Consider the following 22,138-nt stretch of genomic DNA (forward strand, 5'->3'; position numbering starts at 1 on the left):
GAGCCATCTTTGAGAGTAAACGCATGCGCGTTCACTCTATTACCCGGTATTAGCACCGATTTCTCGGTGTTATCCCGATCTACAGGGCAGGTTGCCCACGTGTTACTCACCCGTCCGCCACTCCAGAAGTCAGGTATCGGAAACCGGAAGTCAGATAAAAGTCATTCAAGATGCTTTTACTTCCTAGCGAGATCATTCACTCTGATCTCTGGCCTCTGATACCCGACTTCTGTCGTACGACTTGCATGTATTAGGCACGCCGCCAGCGTTCGTCCTGAGCCAGGATCAAACTCTCCATAAAAATGGTAAGCTGATTAGCTCAATTTGCATTACGCTAGCAACACAATAAATTAAAGATGATATTTTCTAAAGAAAATATCTTTGACGAGATATCATATATCTCTATTATTTCGCTTGGCTTTTGTTCAGTTTTCAAAGAACTCGTCCGCCACTCATTCATCAGCGACATTCATCATATTAACACAACAATCTATTCTATGCAACATTGTTTTGTGTTTTTCCAAAAACAACACACAAAAAATGTCGAATCACAAGAACAAGAATTACTATAACACAACATAACATTCTGCGCAATATCCTTTTTAAAAAAACAAGATCTGAAAAATTTTTCGCTGAGATTTAATAATTTACCACAATCGTAAACAAAATTCAAACCTTAGAGCAACATTTTTTAAAATTAACCTTCTTTCTTCTATAATAGAAAATTATCACCATAAAACACTCCATTTATTAACGACTAAACAGAAAGAAAAAATTTGTCTTTCCCTTTTATAGCTGCTTCTAAATAACTCCCCTCTAGTTCACACAAGATTTTAACTAGCCTTTCACAAAATCCGCTCAAAACAAAAACTAAGTTAGTTTAACCCTTCATCAATAACTCCGAAATAAATAATGAAATACTTAACATTACTTGTGATTAAATTCACAATTTCTCCACACCCTTATGTGAAAAACTTCACATAAGGGTGTTATACTTTAAATAGAAATTCACTAGTAAGTCATTGATAAAGTTAGTTAAAGTAGGAGGTAATTATTATGAATGGAACAGTAAATCGAGTTGTTCTTATCGGTACAGGCGCAGTAGGTTGTAGCTATGCATACTCTTTAATTAACCAAGGTGTTGTTGAAGAATTGGTTCTTATAGATGTAAATGAATTACGTTCAGAAGGAGAAGCAATGGATCTTAATCACGGTCTTCCATTCGCACCAACTGCTATGAAAGTGTGGAGTGGCACGTACGAAGACTGCCAACAAGCAGACTTCGTTGTCATTACAGCTGGTCTAGCTCAAAAACCTGGAGAAACAAGACTAGATTTGGTTGCAAAAAATACTACGATCTTTAAACAAATAGTCGGTAACATTATGAAAAGCGGTTTTGATGGAATATTCTTAGTAGCAACAAACCCAGTTGATATTATGACTTATGTAACCTGGAAAGAATCTGGCTTACCAAAAGAGCGTGTTATCGGTTCTGGAACTACATTAGATTCAGCTAGATTACGCTATATGTTAGGAGACTATTTTGAAATTGACCCACGAAACATCCATGCATATATTATCGGTGAACATGGAGATACAGAATTACCTGTTTGGAGCCATACAACAATCGGAATTGATAAACTTGAATCTTATATAGGAAGAAATGACACCTATAACACTGAAGCACTAGATAAAATCTTCGAAAATGTTCGTGATGCGGCTTACCATATTATCGAAAGAAAAGGAGCAACTTATTACGGAATTGGTATGTCTTTAGTACGAATTACGAAAGCCATTTTACAAAACGAAAATAGCGTCCTCCCTATATCTGCTTACCTTACTGGCGAATACGGACATGACGATATTTACATCGGAGTACCAGCAATTATTAATCGTAACGGGATTCGAAACATTTTAGAAATTGAATTGAACGACAAAGAAAAAAAACAATTTGATCATTCTGTCAAAACTCTTCGTGAGTCTATGGAACACATTTTAGAAACCTAATTACAAAACCCGACTTCTAGTAAAATTATGATATGCTCCCCTTTAGGTAGACAGATTAAAAAATAAAAATCTGCTACTTTAAAGGGGAGTATTTTTCATGCCTAAAAGAGGTTACTCTGCAGAAGATAAATTAGAAATTTTGGAAGTATGTGAGGGTGGACAATACTCATTAAATGAAATCACCAAAATTTATAATGTGCATAAATCTACCATTATGGAATGGAGACGTAAATTCGATAAATATGGATCAGAAGGTCTTAAAAAATCCTCTACATGGAAAAAGTACTCCAAAGAACTAAAGCTTGCCGCAATAACAGATTATCAATCTGGAAAATGCTCGCTTCGGGAACTTACAAGAAAGTACGAACTATCGGATAAGTCTGTCCTCAATAAGTGGATTAGGAAGTATAATAGTCATAGAGAATTAAAAGATACGTCACAAGGAAGGACGAGCTCTATGATTAAGGGAAGAAAAACGACTTGGGAAGAACGAATACAAATTGTACTTGATTGCTTGGGGAACGGAAAAGATTATCAAAAAGCAGCTAATACTTATAATGTTTCTTATCAACAAGTCTATCAATGGGTTAAGAAGTATGAAGATGGCGGAGATGAAGCGCTAATAGATAAACGTGGTAATAAGAAAGAAGAAACTAGCTTGACTCCAGAAGAGAAAATCAACCTTCAAATGAAAAAATTAGAAAGAGAAAATGAACGGTTACGTGCAGAGAACTTATTTTTAAAAAAGTTAGAGGAGATCGAAAGGAGGCGAAAATAAGCCAAATCCGGTTTGAGGATAAGTATGTCGCTATTCAAGAACTTCACCAGAATGAAGGTTTAAGCATTAGTTTACTTTGTGAAATTGCCGGTATCGCACGATCTGCATATTATAAGTGGATCAATCGTACTCCTTCATCCAGAGAAATACTGAATAAAGAAATCACCCAAGAGATGAAAACTCTCCATGAAAAAGTTGATGGCATCTTTGGTTATCGTCAAATGACCCTTCACATGAATAGGCAGTTTAAGGAAAAGCTTAATCATAAAAGAATCTATCGGTTGATGAAAGTGGCTGGATTACGCTCGGTCATTCGTGTCAAGAAGAAGCAATATAAACGCTCTACACCTCAACATGTCGCAGACAATATATTAAATCGTGAATTTACAGCCGAAAAACCAAATGAAAAATGGGTAACGGACGTTACAGAATTTAAATATGGCCAATCTAAGAAGGCTTATTTAAGTGCGATTCGTGACCTTTATGATGGATCAATTGTAAGTTATGTTTTAGGACATTCCAATAATAATCAACTTGTATTCAAAACGCTTGACCAAGCAACAGTACTATTAGATGAAGAACATCCACTTATCCATAGTGATCGTGGGTTCCAGTACACCTCAAAAGGATTTAAGCGTAAGATAGACGCGGCGAAGATGACACAAAGTATGTCACGAGTTGGTCGGTGTATTGATAATGGACCAATGGAATCTTTTTTTGGAACACTGAAATGTGAGAAGTATTATTTACATAAGTATAGGACATTTGAGGAACTTTCTCTTGCGATAGATGAATATATCCATTTTTATAATCATGATAGATACCAAAAACGATTAAACGGCCTTAGCCCTATGGAATATAGAGCTAAAGCCGCTTAGATCATTTTTAATTATTTCCACTGTCTACTTGACAGGGTGCACTTCAATTACCAGAAGTCGGGTTTAATTTTTAAGTCACTTTATTATTCAGATTAACTAGAAAGCTTATCTTTGTTCTTCTTTTGATCCTCTTCGTATTCAAACTCCCAATAATCGGCATTTTTTATGTTTAATTTCTTAGGATCGAACACAGGATCCTTTCCTTCTTTCTTCTGTTGCTCATAATCTTTTAACACTCGCAAAGCAGGCTTTGCAAGGATTAAAATCGCAATTAAGTTTAACCAAACCATTAAACCTAAGCCTACATCACCAAGTGCCCATGCCAAATCTGCCTCTCTGATAGCACCAAAGAATACCGCTAAAAGTAGAACCACTTTCAGTAGGAATATACCATACTTTTTATATTTCCCGCGTATTAAATACGCTACATTTGTTTCGGCCATGTAGTAATACGCCATAATTGTTGTAAAGGCAAAGAAAAACAAAGCAATCGCAACAAAGGAAGCTCCAAATCCAGGAAGGACAGATTCAATTGCAGCTTGTGTATAACCTGCTCCCGCTGGAATTTCACTAATGTTATTAACAATATATCCCCCATTAGGACTTTCTACATTGTACATGCCTGTAAAGAGAATCATAAATGCTGTTGCCGAACAAACTATAAGTGTATCAATATAAACAGAGAATGATTGAACGAGCCCTTGTTTAGCTGGGTGGGAAACCTCAGCCGCCGCAGCTGCATGTGGACCTGTTCCTTGTCCTGCTTCATTTGAGTAGATACCACGTTTAACGCCCCATGAAATAGCAAGACCGATAATTCCACCAAACGCAGCATCTGCACCAAATGCACTACTAAATATCAAACCAATCACAGCTGGCAACTCAGTAAAATTAACTAACACAATAATCAATGAAAGCAAGATATATGCAACTGCCATGAAAGGAACGACAAACTGTGCTACATTTGCAATTCGTTTTACTCCACCAAAAATGATAATACCAATAATAGCAATTAAAATAATACCCGTAATATAAGTGTTAACTGAAAATGCATTTTCCACAGCAACTGCAATGGAATTAGATTGAATACCTGGCATAAGAAGGCTCATTGCTAGTAAAGTTGCAACAGCAAAGATAACAGCGTACCATTTCCACCCTATTCCTTTTTCAATATAGTAAGCTGGACCACCTCGATATTGCCCATCTTGCTTTTGTTTGTACATTTGCGCAAGAGTAGATTCAATAAATGCGCTAGATGCACCAATAAAAGCAATCATCCACATCCAAAAAACCGCCCCTGGTCCTCCAAACGCAATTGCCGTTGCCGTACCCGCTATATTACCGGTACCGACTCGACCGGAAAGTGCGATGGCCAAAGCCTGAAATGATGAAATTCCTGCCGATGAACTCTTGCCACGGAACGTTAGCCGTACCATATCTTTTACGTGTCTAACTTGTAAAAAACGAGTAAAAATAGAAAACAATAAACCAACGCCTAGACAAAAAATAATCATTGGAGTGCTCCACAAAACACCATTCAACCAATTGATTAAATCACTCACATAGACTCCCCCTAACACATTAAATTTTTTACATTTCTTACTAATTTGAATTATAGGGCATCTATTGCTATATAACAATATAAAAGAACGTAAAATTAAAAATATTCATTCGTCAATATTCGATTTACATATTTTTGTTAACGCTTACAAAAAATGATTATTCGTATCTTGTTATTCCTTTTTCATTTTAGTAATTGTCAGCTCTAAAAGAGAGTGATTATAAAGAAAGCATTTGCGAAAAATGCAAATGCCTTCTCAAAAAACCTTTTAAGGGAAAAGATAAATTAACTTCTGTTCCTGTTCCTACCTCACTAACAATATCAATGTCTCCTTTAAAATGTTTGACAATTTGATATACCATAAACAAGCCAATTCCTTGGCCAGCCACTTCTTGATTAATCTTTTGGTACTTTTGATACAATCTTTCTAAGTTTTCAGGAGTCATTCCAACACCATTATCTATTATATGTATGTACAAATGATTATTCTTAATGAAACTATCAATTGTAACCGTTTCGCCTTCATGACTATACTTAATCGCATTACTAAGTAAATTAGATATAATTAATTTAATGCCCATTAAATTACCGTTAATAATTGTATTCGGTGGAACTTCTAAGTTTGAAACAAGCTCAATATTTTGTGTACGTGCTTTAATTTTCATCACTTCTACAACTTCTTTTATTGAAGGCAAAGCTTTTATTAATTTTGTTTTCCAAAAAGTATCAATCGTTAGCATTTGTTCCGTTTGAATAATGTGATGGATTTCGTGGTCAATCGCAACCGAATAGTCTTCTATCAAACTTAGTTTTGCTTGGATATCTGGATCTGGTAACTCCGATTTAAGAATGGTTGCAAATGACTTGATTACAGTTAAAGGATTTCTAACTTCATGAGCAACAACATGGATAAAGTCTAATTTCTGACGATAAAAATCGAGTTCTGTTTCGATCTTTTTTTGAGCTGCTAGTGACGGGAAAACGGCATGATCTATATGATTGTATAGAGTTGATTTCACTAATTCCGTATCTGTCATTAAATACGGATGACTTCTCATCATCTAGTTTAATTAGAAAACCCCGTGCTATTTGTAGGGAACTGAAAAGGTGACAAGCGACCTTTTCAGTTCCCTCTGCTACTTGTACGGGGCTTTCCTCGTTTACCTTTGGGATTTTGTGACCAATCGAGGTGAAAATTTATCGTATTCTATGGCAATAATGAAAATTTAGCAAGTCTAATGTGGGTCGTAAATGGTCATTCGCACATATGTTAATGTATCAGCTTTTTCAGGAGGAACAACATATGACTCAAACGTATTCAATTAAAAAGCAACTTCCATTGTTCTTAGCAAATTGCTGTTTACAAACGTATTTCCAATATACCAATGACGGTGATTTTACAATTCCAAAAGGATACAAATTACTAGCAAATGTAAAAGCAAATGCGATTGGTATTAGAGAATGGTTTGGATTTATTTTGGAATCCAAAAAGAGTGTCATCATTGCTTTTCGAGGAACAGACTCTAATCCAGATTGGATAGTCGATGCTGAAGTATCACAAGTTCCATTCCCGTATACGAAAGAAACCTTTCTCGTTCATGAGGGCTTTTCATCTATTTATCAATCATGTAGAGATGACATAATCGACATCATTGAACAAATCCCTTTAAAAAAGAAGGTTTACATTACAGGACATAGCTTAGGTGCTGCCATTGCAACATTGTGTGCTTTTGACTTGTCAAAACACGGCTTCAACGTTTCTCTATATAACTTCGCGAGTCCTAGAGTTGGAGATCCAGAATTTGCAAAAACATTTAAACAGTCTGTTAAAGAAAGCTACCGATTCGTTAATATTTATGATATTGTACCGCTTTTACCCCCAAAATCTATTTATAGTCCATTATCAGATCAAACGTATCATTATCAGCATATTAAAGACGCAGATACATTTGGCATTCAAACAGATACATTAAGAGGAAATCATAGCATCTATACGTATATAAAAGGTGTAAAAGATTTCTAGATGAAATGGGTTATCCCAAAGGTCTACTTATTGACCAGGGATAACCCCGTTTATTTTACTTTTGGGGTTTGATCGCTTTTATTAAGATAGACTCTCCCATAAACGACTCGACCTTCCCATCGTTAATCTTCAAACGGAATTTATCATGTAATTCATTGGATGAGTTAATCATGTAATTAGTTAAAGCCTTTTGCTTCTTTGGTGCAAGATTCATCATCTTACACCAATTATTAAAATTAAAATGCTTTCTAAATCGATAAGATTCGTCAATTTCAAAGCCAGCTTCTTCTATCATTTTATACCACTCTGATTTCTTCCAAGCACGATAATGACTAGGATCTCGATCTTTTTCAATTTTATTATAAAAAGAATCAAAATCATCTCGTTCTGGGGCTACATTATCTATAAATAACAACGTCCCTTCCGCTTTCACGACCCGGAATGCTTCACTTATAAAAGCAAGAACATTAGGAAAATGATGTGCAGCAATCCTACATGTTACAACATCAAAACTACTATCATCAAATGGTAAACGTTCGGCATCACCTTGAACAAACGTAACATTTGTATGACCGTTAGAGTCGATGAATCCTTTTGCTGCCTGAAGAATTTCTGTAGTCAAGTCTAATGCAGCCACCTCTTTAACACCTGGGGCGAATGCATTGGCGACATGGCCTCCTCCTGTAGCGATATCAAGGCATTTTTCGGCGCCTTTTACATGGGAGATTTCGAGAAGCTTTTGTAAGTCCTCTCCCTTAGCATGTGTATTGCTCGTTACATAGTTACGTGCATTTTTTCCAAACTGAGCTTGTACGTTAGCTTTCGTGTTATCTTCAGTCATGGAACCACATCCTTTTTTTAACATTCATGAATTGGTTTGCCTCTTTATTATAACGCATAATGTTAATTTATGGATGACTTTCCCTCTCAACTAACCTCTTGATAACATCATGTTCTCCGTTACTTATAACACTACTAATTTACCTATCTGTGACCGTTTTAACAGTCTAATTTATTTATTTTAATTATAGTTAACATATACTTACAAAAGGAGTGCTCGTATGGTTACAAATGAATATATAGATACAATGCAAGGAAACAGACAAAAAGTTAAATTGATTTTGCCAAAAGAACATGGTACGTGGCTGATGTTTTTCTTACCATATTTATTAGCAGTTGCTATCTTTGGGCCAGTTCTATTGCACATTCCATTTCTAATTGGTTGGTTCTTTTTATTTCTAGCATCTACGCCGTTATTAAACATCATTCGAAACCATAAAATGAAAACAGAAATGATGCCATGGCTTGTTAGATATTCAATCATTGCTACTATCTTTTTACTACCCGTCATCTGGTTAACTCCCGTTTTACTATTAATTGGCATCTTTCTTATTCCTTTACTTATCATAAATGTTTATTTTATTAGGGCTCGAAACGAACGAAGCCTATGGAATAATCTTAGTGGAATTATCACGTTTGCATTAGGTGGAGTCGCTGCTTCAATTCTTGGTCAAGGAGATTTCAATAATGCTATCTTCCTACTAATATTTGTTACGGTTTATTTTACGGGAAGTGCCTTTTATGTAAAATCTCTCATTCGCGAACGAAAAAATGCCCGTTTTAAAAAATTGTCCCACACGTATCATGCTCTCCTATTGCTCATTCCTTTTTTACTTGGAACTCCCATGTTAGTCTTTGCGTTTTTACCAGGAGCAATAAAAGACTGGGTCACTTCCAGGAAACAACAAATGAAACCAATGAAGATAGGAATGATTGAAATCTTGAATGGTATTGTCTTTTTCATTGTTAGTATCATCATCATTTAATAATCAGACCTTAAAAACCCAGTCACTTCAAATTAAAGTGACTGGGTTTCTATTAATTCATTCTTTTGTTTTGGAATATAGATACAATATGGTTCACCTTGTAAATAGTCTCCGGTAACAGCATAAGCTCTTGCCCTTGAACCACCGCACAGATGTCGGTATTCACAAACTCCACACTTCCCCTTAAATTGATCAGGCTCACGTAATTGCTTAAACACCGGATTTTCACTATATATGGCTGCCAAAGAATCGGTCCTCACATTTCCACAATGAATTGGAAGGAATCCACTCGGAAATACATCACCTGTATGAGAGATAAAAACAAAACCGTTCCCGTCATTTACTCCTTTTGGAGCGCGACCTAAAATATCTTGTCTTCTCTTTCTCTGCCCGTCCCCCTTTGCTTTCATTGATTCTCTTTGCATAAGTACTCTTCTAAAATGAGGCGCTTCTGTTGTTTTAATATCAAATGTTGCTGTTTCTTTTAATTCGGCAAGCCAATGTAACACTTGTTCATGTTTTTCTGGGGAAACGGGTTCCATATTAGAAGCCCGCCCTGTCGGAACAAGAAAAAATACACTCCAAAGTACAGATTGTAGTTGTTCCATAAGTTCAGCCATCTTCTCAAGTTCACCTACATTATAATGAGAAACAACCGTATTTATTTGAATAGGCATGTTTAAATCTTGCAAATGTCGTATTGCTTTCATCGTTAAATCAAACGAGCCCTTAGTCCCTCTAAAATGATCATGTATCTCTTTGTTAGGGCCATCTAAACTAAACGCCCACCTCGATAGACCAGCAGCTTTAGCTTTCTCCATCGCTTTTTTTGTGACTCTTGGGGTTGCACTAGGAGTCATGGACACACGTACACCCTTTTTCACAGCATAATCAATTAAGTCATATAAATCTTCTCTCATTAACGGATCTCCACCTGTAAAAACAAGCAAGGGATTTCCCATCTCATAGATTTGATCGATTAAATTCGTTCCCTCTTCAAAAGAAAGCTCTCTAGTATCGCGGAGATGTTGTGCTTCAGCTCTGCAGTGTAAACATTTCAATGCGCACGCTCTCGTCACTTCCCAAATGACGATAAATGGATTTTTTTTATAATCAATGTTCATATCAATCCCCTCCTACATCAATACTCGTTTTTCTAAGCTTAACAAAAGATAAAACGTTCGGAGGTGACTAAAATCACAGAACAAAAATGTTCATCAGTTAGTCATTTATTAGATGATACGTCTTCATATAAGTTTGGAATTGATGAGCCTGGACTGGCTTGCTAAAGAAATAACCTTGACCTACATCACAATTTTGTTGCTGGAGCGATTTTACCTGCCTATCATTTTCAATCCCCTCAGCAATGACATTAAAGCCTAAGTTTTTACCCATAGTAATAATCGTATTAATAATAATTTCACCGTCAACATCTAACTCATGTATGAATGATTTATCAATTTTGATTGTATCAACTGGTAAATGTTTCAAATAACTTAATGATGAATAACCAGTTCCAAAATCATCAATCGAAATATTTACTCCTAACTGCTTTAATTCAAATAACGTTTTTCTTGCTGCTTCTATATTAAGTAGAACCCCTTCTGTAATTTCAAGTTCTAAGTAAGATGGATCTACCTTCGTTTCATCAAGAATATATTTTAAATCTCTTACAAAATATTCATCTCGAAACTGTACTGGTGATACATTTACAGAAACTTTTCGCAAATAATAGCCGCTTTTTTGCCAATTTCTTAATTGAATGCAAGCAGAAGATATAATCCATCTACCGATAGGAATGATAGTACCCATTTCTTCCAAGATGGGAATAAATTCAGCTGGGCTGACCATCCCGAACTTCGCGCTATTCCATCGTAATAATGCTTCAGCCCCCTCAACATCCCTATTTTTCAAATTAACGAGTGGCTGATATACTAGGTGAAATTCGTTTGAATCTAGTGCTATTGCTGCTTCTCGCTGAAGCTGATAGTACCTTTCCATTTCAAGACTCTGCTTTGGTGTACTAAAACTATACGTTTGTCCACCCTGTTGTTTAGCTTGATACATTGCATGATCGGCATCTTTCAATAAACTTTCGATAAATTCTTGATAGTTATTGTTTTCAGCCGTAATATAATCTAGACTTACACCGATACTCGCTGACACTGATAAATTTATATTTCGAATACAAAAAGGCAATGATAGCTGATTTTCAATTTTTTGAATAATAGATACTACCTCTTGTTTATTTTTAATTTTATCAAGAATGATTACAAACTCATCCCCGCCTTGCCTTGTAAGAAAATCCGTTTTACGTAGACAGTCTTGTAACCTCTGCCCCGTTTCTTTTAGTACTAAATCTCCAATTGTATGTCCATACTGGTCATTAATTGATTTAAATCGATCAAGATCTAAAAATAAAACGGCTACCTGATCATTCAGTTTATCACCCATCTGCAAGTCGCTAAGCCACTTATTTAATTTGTTTCGATTCGGTAATAATGTCAATGGGTCTAAATAAGCCATAGACTGCATTTGTTCTTCAATTTGTTTTCTTTCTGTAATGTCATGACGAATAGAGACGTATTGATAAGGCACACCATCCTCATCTAGAAAAGGTACAATTGTAGTATTGACCCAGTAATACGTTCCATCCTTCGCTTTATTTTTAAACTCGCCTTTCCACACTACACCTTTTGTAATCGTTTCCCATAATGATTGGATGAATTCTTTACTATGGTGACCTGAATTAATAATCCGATGGTCTTTCCCTACTAATTCTTCGCGGCTATACTTGGATATTTCACAGAACTTATCGTTTGCGAATCGAATCATTCCTTTTTGGTCTGTTATGGCAACAATAGATGATTCATTTATTGCAGACTCGATATCCTTTAGTTTCTTTAAAGCATGATTCAATTCATCCTCTAAGCTCATATGTTCCCCTCACTTCTCTCTATCGCTGCTCTCTATTGTACAGGAATAGCTGGATTTTCGGTGTGATGTAGGTCACACTACTGCATACAAGAACAAGAGCATCCATAATTGAATGCTCTTGTTCTTAATTTTATTTCAATAAACTATGAAGAAAATCTAGTCGTTGCTTTGCATTCCCTTTTACTATGATATCTACACCGCTATCTATATTTCGATCAATCGTTTCTCCTCTATATACCTTAGATGCAGCTTCAACACTTAAGTACCCCATATCAAAAGGATTTTGAGCGACCGTTCCTGATAATATTCCTTCTTCTATTAATTCAACCATCTCTGTTATTCCATCTGCACCTGTGACAGGAATGGAAAGACCGTGGTCTTGAATAACATGTAAAGCACTCAAAGCCATCCCATCTGTTGTTGCGACAACTCCTTTCAAATCGGGATGAGCTTCTAAAATGGTTTCCATTACTTCTTTTACCTGCTTAGGTTCGTTGGATAATTGGGTAATAATAGCAGCTACGTTAATTCCCACTTCTTTTAGCCTAACTTCTGCTCCCCTCATTCGATCCCCAGCAACCGGGATTTCTTCATCACCAGTAAGAATAGCGACCTTATCACCTGGTTGTAGTTGGGAACCTAATAAAGAACCTGCCCTTCGACCTAAATCATAATTTTCCGTACCGATATAAGAAGTTTTATTCTTCCACGAAGCATCCGTATCTAAGAACAGAACAGGAATTCCTTTATCAATAAATGGATCTAATGAGTCAAACAGATATTCAGGATATATAGGTGAAACAATTAATACATCAGGACTCTCCTTAATAATTCTCTCTAACAACTCGATTTGCTCTTCTGTTGTTCCATTGGCTGGGGCGAGTACGTCTCCGTCGATTCCAAAATCACGAAACCCTTTCTCTGCTCCGGCTGCAACTATTTCCCAATACTCCGTTTTTTGTTCTTTGAGAAGAACCGTAACTTTAGGTTTTTCCTCAGCAAAGGGGTTAGAAATAAAACTTATAAGAGCAATCACAATAACAGACATAATAAGGAAGATGGACCTAGTTTTCAATGCTTCTACCTCCTTTCATTCTTTTTTATGAATTAAAGCGGATTGAAAAAATCGTTCCCGTATCCCCTGTGTTTATATCTATCTCAGCTTGATGACGTTCTGCCACACTATAACAAATCGCTAGACCTAACCCTGTGCCCTCTTCTTTAGTTGTAAAGAAAGGCGTACCTATTTTTTCAATAATGTCTGGGCTGATCCCCTCTCCTTGATCTTGAACTTCCAAGACAACATCTTTGTTTTCCGTATATGTTCTAATTGCAAGTTCTCCTCCAGAAGTCATTGCGTCAAGCCCATTAAGTGCAATGTTTAAAATAATTTGACGAATCTCTTTTTCATCCAAATAAATATCAGGACATTCATGTAATTCAAGAATCGCTTCTTTACTTGATCGTAAAGCTTCTGCTTGAATAAGCGGAAATAAGGATTTAATGATATTATTAATACTTTGTGATTTTTTGTCACTTACTTTATTTTTGGCTAAATTTAGAAACTCCGTAATTATAGAGTTAGCCCTATTTAATTCGTCCAACATTAAATCAACAATCTCTAATTTCAGAGGGTCACGGCTACTCTTTGCTACTTGCAAAAAACCATGGACAGTCGTCATAGGATTTCGAATTTCATGAGCAATCCCTGCTGCCATTTCACCAATTAAGTTCAGTCGATCTAACCTAGCCATTTCATTCTCTAATAGGACTCTATCTGTTATGTCTGTTACAACGATAAGAGCACATTGTTTAGAATGTAGCGTAATTAATTCAGTTGACAGTAAACCAGATCGTATATGTCCACTTTTCGTTTTATAAGTGATTTTTTGATTACGACTCGGCGTTTGTAAGTCTTGGCAATTTGATTCTTCTATACAATAGAGCAAACCCAAATTAAGAGAATTTAATTCTTCGTTACTATAACCTGTATATTCTATCCATCTCTCATTTACATCAATAAATGATTTATCATCTAATGAAAAAATGGCTAGTAAATTGGGGCTAGACTCAAAAATCTTCTTAAAACGCTCCTGAGAGGCTAAAAGGTGCTCGGCTATTTTTTTTCTCTCAACAATTTCATTCTTTAATTTTTCATTGGCTATTAGAAGTTCCATTGTCCTCTCTTGAACAATCGTTTCCATATCTATATACTTTTGCTTTTTGTCTTCCTCCATTTGTTTTCGTTCAGTTATGTCCCTAATTGTGCAGACAAAAATTTCATGACCTTCTACTGTCGTTTTCCCAACTTGTATATCTGCAGGAAACCCACTTTTATCTTTACGTAATGCGATAACTTCGAAAACTCGTTCCCCTGCTTGCTTGATAAACGACATGTTTAGTTGTTTTGACTCGGCTTCTTTTTCTATTGTATCAATAAGAAACAGACTCCCTATCTGATGCTCCACAACTTCTTCATATGAATAACCGAACATGCTTTTAATAGCTTTATTCACTGATAATATTTTTCCATACGTATCAAAAGTAACAATGGTATCAAGGATCGTATCTCCTATTACCTTTGCTAACGCTTCTGACCTTCGTAAATCTAAGGTTGTCAGATCTAACTTCTCGTTTATTTCTTGAATTTCAGCTGTTTTCTCAGCTTCATTTTGAATCAACTGTTCTTCATGGTTTTGATGAATTTTTACAAATTGCTTTATTTTTTGTTTGAGCAATTCAGGCTCATACGGTTTAAAAATATAATCAATTGCCCCAACGGAATAACCTTGATGAACATGCTCGACATCTTGGCTAATAGCCGTAATAAAAATAATTGGAATATTTTTTGTTTTCTCACGCATTTTTATTAGTTTTGCTGTTTCAAACCCATTTAGCCCTGGCATTTGTACGTCTAATAAAATCACTGCAAAGTCTTGTTTAAGCATATATTTTAATGCTTGTTTCCCTGAGGTCGCACTAACCAAATTGTAGTTAGGAGATGTAAGTACTGCTTCCAATGCTAGTAGATTTTCTGGATGATCATCAACCATTAATATATTTACTTTTTTGACACTTGTACTATCTATATTTACGGTACAGTTTTTCTGTTGCATCGATTTCTTCATAACAGTTTCCATGACTAGTAAATTTAATCCCCTCTCTTTTCCCCAACCCAAGAAAGCCATCCAAGCTAAGGCTTTCATAGAGAAGCTGATGTACTTTATTTTGCAGTTCTTTGCTAAAATAGATTAGGACATTGCGACAGATAATGATATCAAACTCATTAAAAGAATGATCTGTTACTAGATTATGCTGTGCAAATATTACGTTGGTCTGTAAAAAAGGACGGAAAACAACTTGTTCACCGATGGCCTTATAATACTCAGAGAACGCCCTTTTTCCGCCCGCTTCAAAATAATTTTGAGTATACTGCTGCATTCCATCAATTGAAAAGACACCTTTTTTTGCCTTATTTAAATTGCTTTCATTTATATCAGTAGCATATATTTTCGATTTTTCATAGAGCCCTTCTTCGTATAATAGAATTGCCATCGAGTAGACTTCTTCACCAGTTGAACTCCCGACATGCCAAATACGGATCGTGGATTTATCCCTTAATCTTGGGAATACTTTTGTACGTAATACTTTAAAAAAAGAAGGATCTCGAAACATCTCTGTTACATTGATTGAAAAATCACAAAACATACTTTCCATCACTGCTGGATCATGCAATATCTTTTCCTGCAATGCCGATACACTTGGAAGTTTCTCATTTCGCACACGATGATGAATTCTTCTTTGAATGAAAGGCAAAGCGTACCCCCTGAAATCATAGCCATAACATCGGTAGATAGCTTCAAGCAATAAATCTATTTCAATCTTTTCAATTTCATCAATTGGTTTCCTAACTATATTATTGAATATGTTCACCTACTCTTTTTTTCTATACAACCAAACATTCATGAGTGAGAACAACTGATCTAAATCAATTGGCTTACTTATATAATCGGATGCACCTGCTTCAATACACTCATCTCGGTTATGCTTCATAGCTTTGGCTGTTACAGCAATGATTGGAAGTGATGCAAATTGTGGCTTTTTACGTATAATCTTCATAGCCTCAAAGCCGTCCATATCAGGCATCATAATGTCCATTAAAATTAAGTCGGTATCTGGATTATCCCGTAACTCCAATAATGCTTCTTTGCCACTTTCGGCAAAATTAATATCCATTTCGTACTTTTCAAGCGCTGATGTTAAAGCAAACACATTTCTAACATCATCATCAACGATCAGAATTTTTTTACCTTTCAGTAACGATATATATTGTTGTTGAATTGCTATCTCCTCATGGTCTGAAGATATACTTGTTACTAACTCTTGATCAAAAGTTGCTGCGACTTCAGCAATAGCAGAAGAATTCTCCTCTACTTCAATAGATTCATAATATGGTAAATACAAAGTAAATGTACTACCCTTTCCTTCAACACTGAGTATATCGATATGACCGCCTAATAAATAAGCGATTTCTCTACTAATTGAAAGTCCTAAGCCTGTTCCGCCATATTGCCTGCTTGTCGTTCCATCAGCTTGCTTAAATGCCTCAAAGATCGTACCTTGTTTCTCTTTCGCTATTCCAATTCCTGTGTCCGTAACAGAAAATGCGAACATAGGTTTTAAATCATTCACTTTCTTAATGACTAATGACACATTTCCTTTTTCAGTAAATTTAAAGGCATTGGAAAGTAAATTTTTTAATATTTGTTGTAATCGATGTTCATCTGTACTCAGGTATTCTGGAATATTCTCTTCAGCTTTTACGGTAAAGCTCACACCTTTTTGGCGAGCGATAGGAGCAAACTGTCGCTCCACAAAATTTTGGACCTTTTGAAGTTCTACCTCTTTTGGCACAACTTCTAATTTTCCAGATTCTACTTTTGCCAAATCTAAAATATCATTGATTAAATGCAGCAAGTCTTGACCCGAAGAATAAATTGTTCGGACATATTCCTCCTGCTTACCTGTTAGATTGCCATCACCATTCTCAGAGAGAATCTTCGCCAAAATCAATAAACTATTAAGAGGCGTTCTAAGCTCATGAGACATATTTGCTAAGAACTCTGATTTATATTGAGAGCTTAACTCAAGCTGTTGGGCCTTTTCTTCAAGTGCCTCTCGTACTTTTTCTAGCTCCGTTTTCTTAGATTCTGAACTTTCGTATTGCTCTTCCAATTTCTCATTCGTTGTACGTAATTCTTCTTGTTGCACTTGCAGTTCTTCTGATTGTGCTTGTAATTCTTCAGTTAAGCTTTGAGATTCCTGTAATAATTTATCCACTCTCATACGATTTGCAATACTATTCATTGTAATACCAAGGTTGCTCATAATTTCTTCTAGCAATTTAACTTGAGAAGTACTAAAAGAATGTATTGAAGCAATTTCAATAACAGCAAGAACTTCACCTTCAAATTTGACTGGTAAAATAATGCTATATTTAGGTGAAGTCACACCAACTCCAGAATGCACTTTAACATAATTGTCTGGAATATCCGTTAAATAGATTGTTCGCTGCTCAGCTGCACACTGACCTATTAATCCTTCGCCAATCTCAAAGCGATCAAAGTTATTGCTTTGATCCGATAGCGCATAGGCCGCCCTTTTTTTCATGTACTGCTGACCTTCTTCCACTTCCTTCAAATAAAAAATCCCCGCACTACCTCCTACCATAGGAACAAGCTTCATAATTAACATATCCGCTAACATCTGTACATTTTTCACTTCAGGATACATGGTAGCTATTTCAGCAATTTTCGTTTGTAGCCAACTATGTTCTTCAGCTTCATTCTTTAAACGCTTTTCTAATTTACTTTGTCTCTCTAGCTCTGTCGCCATTTTATTAAAAGCGGTAGCAATTTTTCCAAATTCATCCTTCGAGAGTACAGCAATTCGCGGCAATTCACCGACGTTCCTACTCGTCACACTTTCCATTACAGTCGTTACATTGTTTAGGTTTTTCGTAATACTTCTAATAATCCATAACGTAATCGCAATTGCAAGTCCTAGACCAACAGCAAGGTAGATGTAGATCATCTTAACAGCCCAATTGTATGTATCTCTTGACCTAAATAGTTCATTTTTTAGCTCTTGCTCTTGCAAACCATGGAGAAGTTCCCCAATCTGAAGCATTCTTTGACGAGTAATTTCCGCTTCTTCCCAAAGCGTAGGCTCGATCGAGTTATCACTATCTAACCGTTGAATGGTTAACACTTGTTGTGCAATATCTTGGTAAGATGAATGCAATGTTTTGAATTTTGCAATTAACTCTTGTGACTTTTGTTGAGTGTCATGCTTCTCAAGCGATTCAAGTGAGAGTTTTAAATTTACATTCGACTGTTCCCACCCGTTCATCCTCGTTAAGAAATTCTCAATTGATTGATCAGCTGTTATTTCCCGCAGTTCTCTGCCTATATTAGCTGTCTCATACATTATGTCTGAACTCATATTGATGCGATCATTCAATTCGTTAACGACTACATGCATTTCCACTGTAGATTGCTCAAGCATATTCAGTAGGATAATAACTATAATAGAAATTAATAATAAAATAGACCCAATACTTGCATAAAGTTTTGTTCTAAATTTCATATTCCCTCCGGTAACCAATTAATTGTTTTAATATTTTATTGTTTATTGTTTAGACCTTCCAAATAAAAAATTACTAATTTTCAGTTTTTTCTCACTCTTTAAAATTACAAGTTTAGTCTTTATTTGATTTCATATGACAAATATTTACCTTTATTATAATACACTCTATCACAATTAAAATATATATCTTGAATATATCTTTTAATATTCTAGTAAAAATTTATCAGTAAATGGTTTCTTTAATAGCTGTATATAGTAAAAAAGCAGTCATTTGTAAATAATACATTTATCTTAAAAGCAGGAGGGAAGTTCATTGAATAACAAAAATAAAACGGTCTCGGGTACGGATATCGAAGAAGTAAAACGGCTGAATGCTCAATCTGGCTTAACGTATAATGATGCAAAAGTAATGCTTGCAAAGAAAAGAGGAATCAAATCTATATAAATAATAGTAAGAGAGCTAGATCCATTATTAGGACAAAGCTCTCCTTTTTAGCGTTAATCTGTCATCTGAAAATAGGATCCGCTATAAATAATTTTCCGTATAAATCTCATTCTTTATCGAAAAAATAAAATATCATTATTTTGGAGGTTGATGACTTTGTTTGATGTTGCTGATTGGTTGCTACTTATTACTTTTGGTGCATTCTTCATTATTTGCATTAGCTTAGCTATATGGGTGAGCAAACGTAAGAAAAGTAATAATTAAATACATCTTTTTCTTTTCCCTATCTAATCATTCTTTATCACAAAAAGAATATTAGTAATTGCGATGCAATCGCCACAAATATAAGGGCAAAGGGATAAGCTGCTGCATAAGCAATAGACGGGTCTTCTGAGTCAATTAATTGATTCACGGCTCCAAGCCCAGGAGTACTCGTCAATCCTCCACAAAGTGCACCTAAGGAATGAACCATACTTAATTTAAATAATTTCCTTGCTATAAGAAAACCGATGAAAATAGGAACGATCGTAATCAAAGCCCCACCTACGACTAAACTTAAACCTTCTTTTTGCACGACCTCTACAAGGCCTTGCCCTGCGGTCGTTCCTGCTCCTGCTAAGAAGAGCACAAGTCCAATGTCTCGAATTACTTGATTTGAAGGTTGAAAAAAACGGGCACGGATCGGTCCTAGTTTACCATAATGGCCAATGAGTAATGCCACAAATAACGGACCTCCTGCTATTCCTAATGTAATCATTCCTAGATACGGTAAGTGAATCGGAATCATCCCAACGATGATACCAATTAATAAAATTAAACTTAATGAAAATATATGAACATTCGTCACAGTTAACGTTTTTTTGCTGAATAATTTTTCTACAACATTTAAACGGTCTTCACTGCTAACTAGAGTTAGAACGTCACCTCGTTCTAGTCGCCATTTTGAATTTTGATTAAATTCGAATCCTCCTCGTTCCATTCTTGTCACCGTCACACCATACATTCGTCTTAATTCTAATTCTCTAATGTTCTTACCAATCATCTCTTCTGAATCAACAACTACTTTACGTAGCTTCACATGATCAGAGTTAGTAAAGTCAGATGAAACTTCTCTACCGATATCCTGACAAAACGTATCAAGGTCTTCTCCTAATCCAACAGCAACAAGATGATCGCCTTTTAATATTACGGTATCGTTAAGCGCAATTATATTGCGATCCCCACGGATCACTCGACTGATAACAACTGATTTATACATATGGAAACGCAATTCCTTCAATGTACGCTTATTCACCTTCGGATTGACAACTTCGATTGTCCGTACTTTCGGTGAACCTTCTGTTTTAGCCGGGTCTACATATTTTTTTAAATCCTTCATCAGATCAACTTTTAAAACCCTCGGCAATAATTGGACAAATAGTACAACAGCAATCACACCAAAAGGATAAGCAATTCCGTATCCTACTGATGCTAACGGATCATTCGTTGCTTGCAGCGCTGCAGCTAGCCCGGGTGTACTAGTTAACGCACCAGTCATTAAACCAATACTTAATGCAGGCGATAACTCGAACACATGAGAGACGAAAATTGTCGTTATTGCTGCAATCAAAACAATTAATAGACCAATAATGCCAAAGATTAACCCGCTTGATCGCATCATCCTAAAAAAACGCGGCCCTGCTTGTAAGCCTACAGCAACAATAAACAAACTCAACCCTAAATTTTGAACAGTAGAGGAAACTTGATACCCGAAATGACCAAATAACATTGCGACAAGAAGCACCCCGGAAGTACCTAAACTAAGTCCCCTAATTTTTGCTTGTCCAAGCATTGATCCTAAAAACAAGATGACAAATAATAACAACAAAGGCTCTTCTAATAACGAAAAGAATAATTCCACTTTTCATCCTCCATCTATTCCACGACTACTTACGTTTCATTATTATACATTTATGCACGCTGAATTTCTTGGCTATGCTCATTTCTTCACAAGATCTCCTACTTTTAGAGGACAAGGAAAAAAGTCGATTTTCATCTTTCCAGTGTCCTCTATTTAATGTGTAGAGCCGTTGCCAAGTTTTTATAGCCTCCCTAACAGGAATTTGACATCCATTTAGGAGAGTACTTTTTCTATAGACTACTTTCTTTTTTTTTGAGCGACCATTTATTTTGTTTCTTTTTTAATTTTGACGTTAGCTCCATAAACCATTGTTGATCCCTTGTAGACAGAGCCAAATCGATGAAATTTATAAGCTCCGCCTCAGAGAAGCTGGTTAGTGGTGCTTGCTTTTCAATATCCTTCTTTTCAATTCGAATGGTTCTTCCTACAAACTCGGTATTATCACTAAACAATACTTTCATGCGGACTAATGGGTGGTATGGTTCTACACTTTCTATATATCCATGTACCCACTCATCATTTCTTGTTTTTCCCTTAATCCAGTCACCCTGTTTTAGTTCTTTATTGTTATGAGCCTCCATTATTTATTCACCAACCTTTGTCATACCCATTTTGGTATTTTCATTAACCTTTGACTAAGTTGAGAATCTTCATTAAACACACTTTCTTTGCAAAATCTTTCTTCGCAAAATCATTATATTCACTTTATAATATTTTTTCTTGGGCTAATCGACACTTTTTGTACAATCATTATATTAGAGCCATTCCGTTGTTCTAATTTATGCAACAATTTAAGATGAATTTTCTTAATCGTTCCTTTATAAGGAGTCTACTTATTCAATGAATTTATCTTGTATGAATGTATTGTGATTTACTGATTCTACTGTGCCACATAAAACATCATTGTCCCTTTATAAGCAACAAATTGAAATTTTTTAAAAATTGTTTTTATTTCATGTTTTCTTTTACATAGGTTTCTTAATTTTCTTTATAGCCTCTTCCTACATGTAATTTAAATCATTAGCTTTGCATAAAGTTATTAAAAATTTGTCAAGTAGTTTCAAGTAGAAATTTATGGTTTCAAGGCACAAAAAAACTCCTTATAATTAGGATTGGTAGTTCTGTCCAAATCCCA

16 protein-coding genes and 1 rRNA gene are annotated in these 22,138 nt (G+C 35.5%); 5 read left to right on the forward strand and 12 right to left on the reverse strand.

All coding sequences use genetic code 11. The features are described 5' to 3' along the window. Positions 1-301, reverse strand: a 16S ribosomal RNA gene (locus tag AC1FXP_RS22470); the annotation flags it as partial. 755 nt (positions 302-1,056) lie between these two features. Here AC1FXP_RS22470 and AC1FXP_RS22475 point away from each other — a divergent pair. After that, the gene (locus tag AC1FXP_RS22475) at positions 1,057-2,007 is read left to right on the forward strand and encodes an L-lactate dehydrogenase (protein WP_480064164.1); all 951 of its coding nucleotides are present in this window, start codon (positions 1,057-1,059) and stop codon (positions 2,005-2,007) included. A gap of 97 nt (positions 2,008-2,104) precedes the next feature. Next, positions 2,105-3,663 (forward strand): IS3 family transposase gene (locus AC1FXP_RS22480; RefSeq protein WP_480064165.1). Its coding sequence is split into 2 segments (ribosomal slippage): positions 2,105-2,747 and positions 2,747-3,663, totalling 1,560 coding nucleotides; the frame shifts between segments, so codons are not numbered across the junction. A 92-nt stretch (positions 3,664-3,755) separates the two neighbouring features. Here the strand turns inward: AC1FXP_RS22480 and AC1FXP_RS22485 are convergent. Both AC1FXP_RS22485 and AC1FXP_RS22490 read right to left on the reverse strand, forming a co-directional pair. Continuing rightward, complete coding sequence (locus AC1FXP_RS22485) at positions 3,756-5,225, reverse strand: alanine/glycine:cation symporter family protein (protein WP_480064166.1); 1,470 nt, start codon at positions 5,223-5,225, stop codon at positions 3,756-3,758. A 217-nt stretch (positions 5,226-5,442) separates the two neighbouring features. Further along, positions 5,443-6,261 (reverse strand): sensor histidine kinase, encoded by an 819-nt coding sequence (locus AC1FXP_RS22490; protein WP_480064167.1) that lies wholly within the window; start codon positions 6,259-6,261, stop codon positions 5,443-5,445. 266 nt (positions 6,262-6,527) lie between these two features. On the opposite strand from AC1FXP_RS22490, the gene AC1FXP_RS22495 reads away from it, so the two are divergent. After that, entirely contained in the window at positions 6,528-7,247 is a 720-nt protein-coding gene (locus AC1FXP_RS22495) for a lipase family protein (protein ID WP_480064168.1), read from the forward strand. Positions 7,248-7,302: 55 nt separating this feature from the next. Here AC1FXP_RS22495 and AC1FXP_RS22500 read toward each other — a convergent pair whose 3' ends face one another. Continuing rightward, positions 7,303-8,088 (reverse strand): class I SAM-dependent methyltransferase, encoded by a 786-nt coding sequence (locus AC1FXP_RS22500; protein WP_480064169.1) that lies wholly within the window; start codon positions 8,086-8,088, stop codon positions 7,303-7,305. Positions 8,089-8,308: 220 nt separating this feature from the next. Between AC1FXP_RS22500 and AC1FXP_RS22505 the strand changes: the two genes are divergently transcribed. Further along, positions 8,309-9,073 (forward strand): YwiC-like family protein, encoded by a 765-nt coding sequence (locus AC1FXP_RS22505; RefSeq protein ID WP_480064170.1) that lies wholly within the window; start codon positions 8,309-8,311, stop codon positions 9,071-9,073. A gap of 32 nt (positions 9,074-9,105) precedes the next feature. On the opposite strand, the gene AC1FXP_RS22510 is transcribed toward AC1FXP_RS22505, so the two are convergent. From AC1FXP_RS22510 to AC1FXP_RS22535, 6 genes are all read right to left on the reverse strand, one after another. Beyond that, positions 9,106-10,197: a TIGR04053 family radical SAM/SPASM domain-containing protein gene (locus tag AC1FXP_RS22510; RefSeq protein ID WP_480064171.1), complete on the reverse strand. Its 1,092-nt coding sequence runs from the start codon at positions 10,195-10,197 to the stop codon at positions 9,106-9,108. Between the two features lie 97 nt (positions 10,198-10,294). Further along, on the reverse strand, positions 10,295-12,010 hold the full coding sequence (locus AC1FXP_RS22515) for a putative bifunctional diguanylate cyclase/phosphodiesterase (RefSeq protein WP_480064172.1): 1,716 nt from the start codon (positions 12,008-12,010) through the stop codon (positions 10,295-10,297). A 130-nt stretch (positions 12,011-12,140) separates the two neighbouring features. Continuing rightward, a complete protein-coding gene (locus AC1FXP_RS22520) occupies positions 12,141-13,085 on the reverse strand; it encodes a sugar ABC transporter substrate-binding protein (RefSeq protein WP_480064173.1) in 945 nt (314 codons plus the stop codon). 25 nt (positions 13,086-13,110) lie between these two features. After that, on the reverse strand, positions 13,111-15,150 hold the full coding sequence (locus tag AC1FXP_RS22525; RefSeq protein ID WP_480064174.1) for a PAS domain S-box protein: 2,040 nt from the start codon (positions 15,148-15,150) through the stop codon (positions 13,111-13,113). Next, on the reverse strand, positions 15,092-15,901 hold the full coding sequence (locus tag AC1FXP_RS22530; RefSeq protein WP_480064179.1) for a CheR family methyltransferase: 810 nt from the start codon (positions 15,899-15,901) through the stop codon (positions 15,092-15,094). Before AC1FXP_RS22530 ends, AC1FXP_RS22525 begins: the two co-directional genes overlap by 59 nt. Before the next feature lie 42 nt (positions 15,902-15,943). After that, the gene (locus tag AC1FXP_RS22535) at positions 15,944-18,658 is read right to left on the reverse strand and encodes a response regulator (protein ID WP_480064175.1); all 2,715 of its coding nucleotides are present in this window, start codon (positions 18,656-18,658) and stop codon (positions 15,944-15,946) included. Positions 18,659-18,971: 313 nt separating this feature from the next. Here AC1FXP_RS22535 and AC1FXP_RS22540 point away from each other — a divergent pair, with 313 nt between their 5' ends. Continuing rightward, positions 18,972-19,103, forward strand: a complete 132-nt coding sequence (locus tag AC1FXP_RS22540) for a hypothetical protein (RefSeq protein ID WP_480064176.1) — start codon at positions 18,972-18,974, stop codon at positions 19,101-19,103. Between the two features lie 301 nt (positions 19,104-19,404). Here the strand turns inward: AC1FXP_RS22540 and AC1FXP_RS22545 are convergent, their stop codons facing one another. Together AC1FXP_RS22545 and AC1FXP_RS22550 are read right to left on the reverse strand one after the other, a co-directional pair. Continuing rightward, complete coding sequence (locus AC1FXP_RS22545; RefSeq protein WP_480064177.1) at positions 19,405-21,003, reverse strand: aspartate:alanine exchanger family transporter; 1,599 nt, start codon at positions 21,001-21,003, stop codon at positions 19,405-19,407. Between the two features lie 230 nt (positions 21,004-21,233). Further along, positions 21,234-21,584 (reverse strand): IDEAL domain-containing protein, encoded by a 351-nt coding sequence (locus AC1FXP_RS22550; RefSeq protein WP_480064178.1) that lies wholly within the window; start codon positions 21,582-21,584, stop codon positions 21,234-21,236. Positions 21,585-22,138 lie beyond the last annotated feature (554 nt).

This window comes from Halalkalibacter sp. HAAS-P013 (genome assembly GCF_056619925.1).

Excerpts from the sequence above, each read along its gene's own strand:
- AC1FXP_RS22495 (WP_480064168.1), top strand. The coding sequence starts at position 6,528 with ATGACTCAAACGTATTCAATTAAAAAGCAACTTCCATTGTTCTTAGCA.
- AC1FXP_RS22535 (WP_480064175.1), bottom strand. The coding sequence starts at position 18,658 with ATGAAATTTAGAACAAAACTTTATGCAAGTATTGGGTCTATTTTATTA.
- AC1FXP_RS22510 (WP_480064171.1), bottom strand. The coding sequence starts at position 10,197 with ATGAACATTGATTATAAAAAAAATCCATTTATCGTCATTTGGGAAGTG.
- AC1FXP_RS22500 (WP_480064169.1), bottom strand. The coding sequence starts at position 8,088 with ATGACTGAAGATAACACGAAAGCTAACGTACAAGCTCAGTTTGGAAAA.
- AC1FXP_RS22525 (WP_480064174.1), bottom strand. The coding sequence starts at position 15,150 with ATGGAAACTGTTATGAAGAAATCGATGCAACAGAAAAACTGTACCGTA.
- AC1FXP_RS22505 (WP_480064170.1), top strand. The coding sequence starts at position 8,309 with ATGGTTACAAATGAATATATAGATACAATGCAAGGAAACAGACAAAAA.
- AC1FXP_RS22515 (WP_480064172.1), bottom strand. The coding sequence starts at position 12,010 with ATGAGCTTAGAGGATGAATTGAATCATGCTTTAAAGAAACTAAAGGAT.
- AC1FXP_RS22490 (WP_480064167.1), bottom strand. The coding sequence starts at position 6,261 with ATGACAGATACGGAATTAGTGAAATCAACTCTATACAATCATATAGAT.
- AC1FXP_RS22475 (WP_480064164.1), top strand. The coding sequence starts at position 1,057 with ATGAATGGAACAGTAAATCGAGTTGTTCTTATCGGTACAGGCGCAGTA.
- AC1FXP_RS22550 (WP_480064178.1), bottom strand. The coding sequence starts at position 21,584 with ATGGAGGCTCATAACAATAAAGAACTAAAACAGGGTGACTGGATTAAG.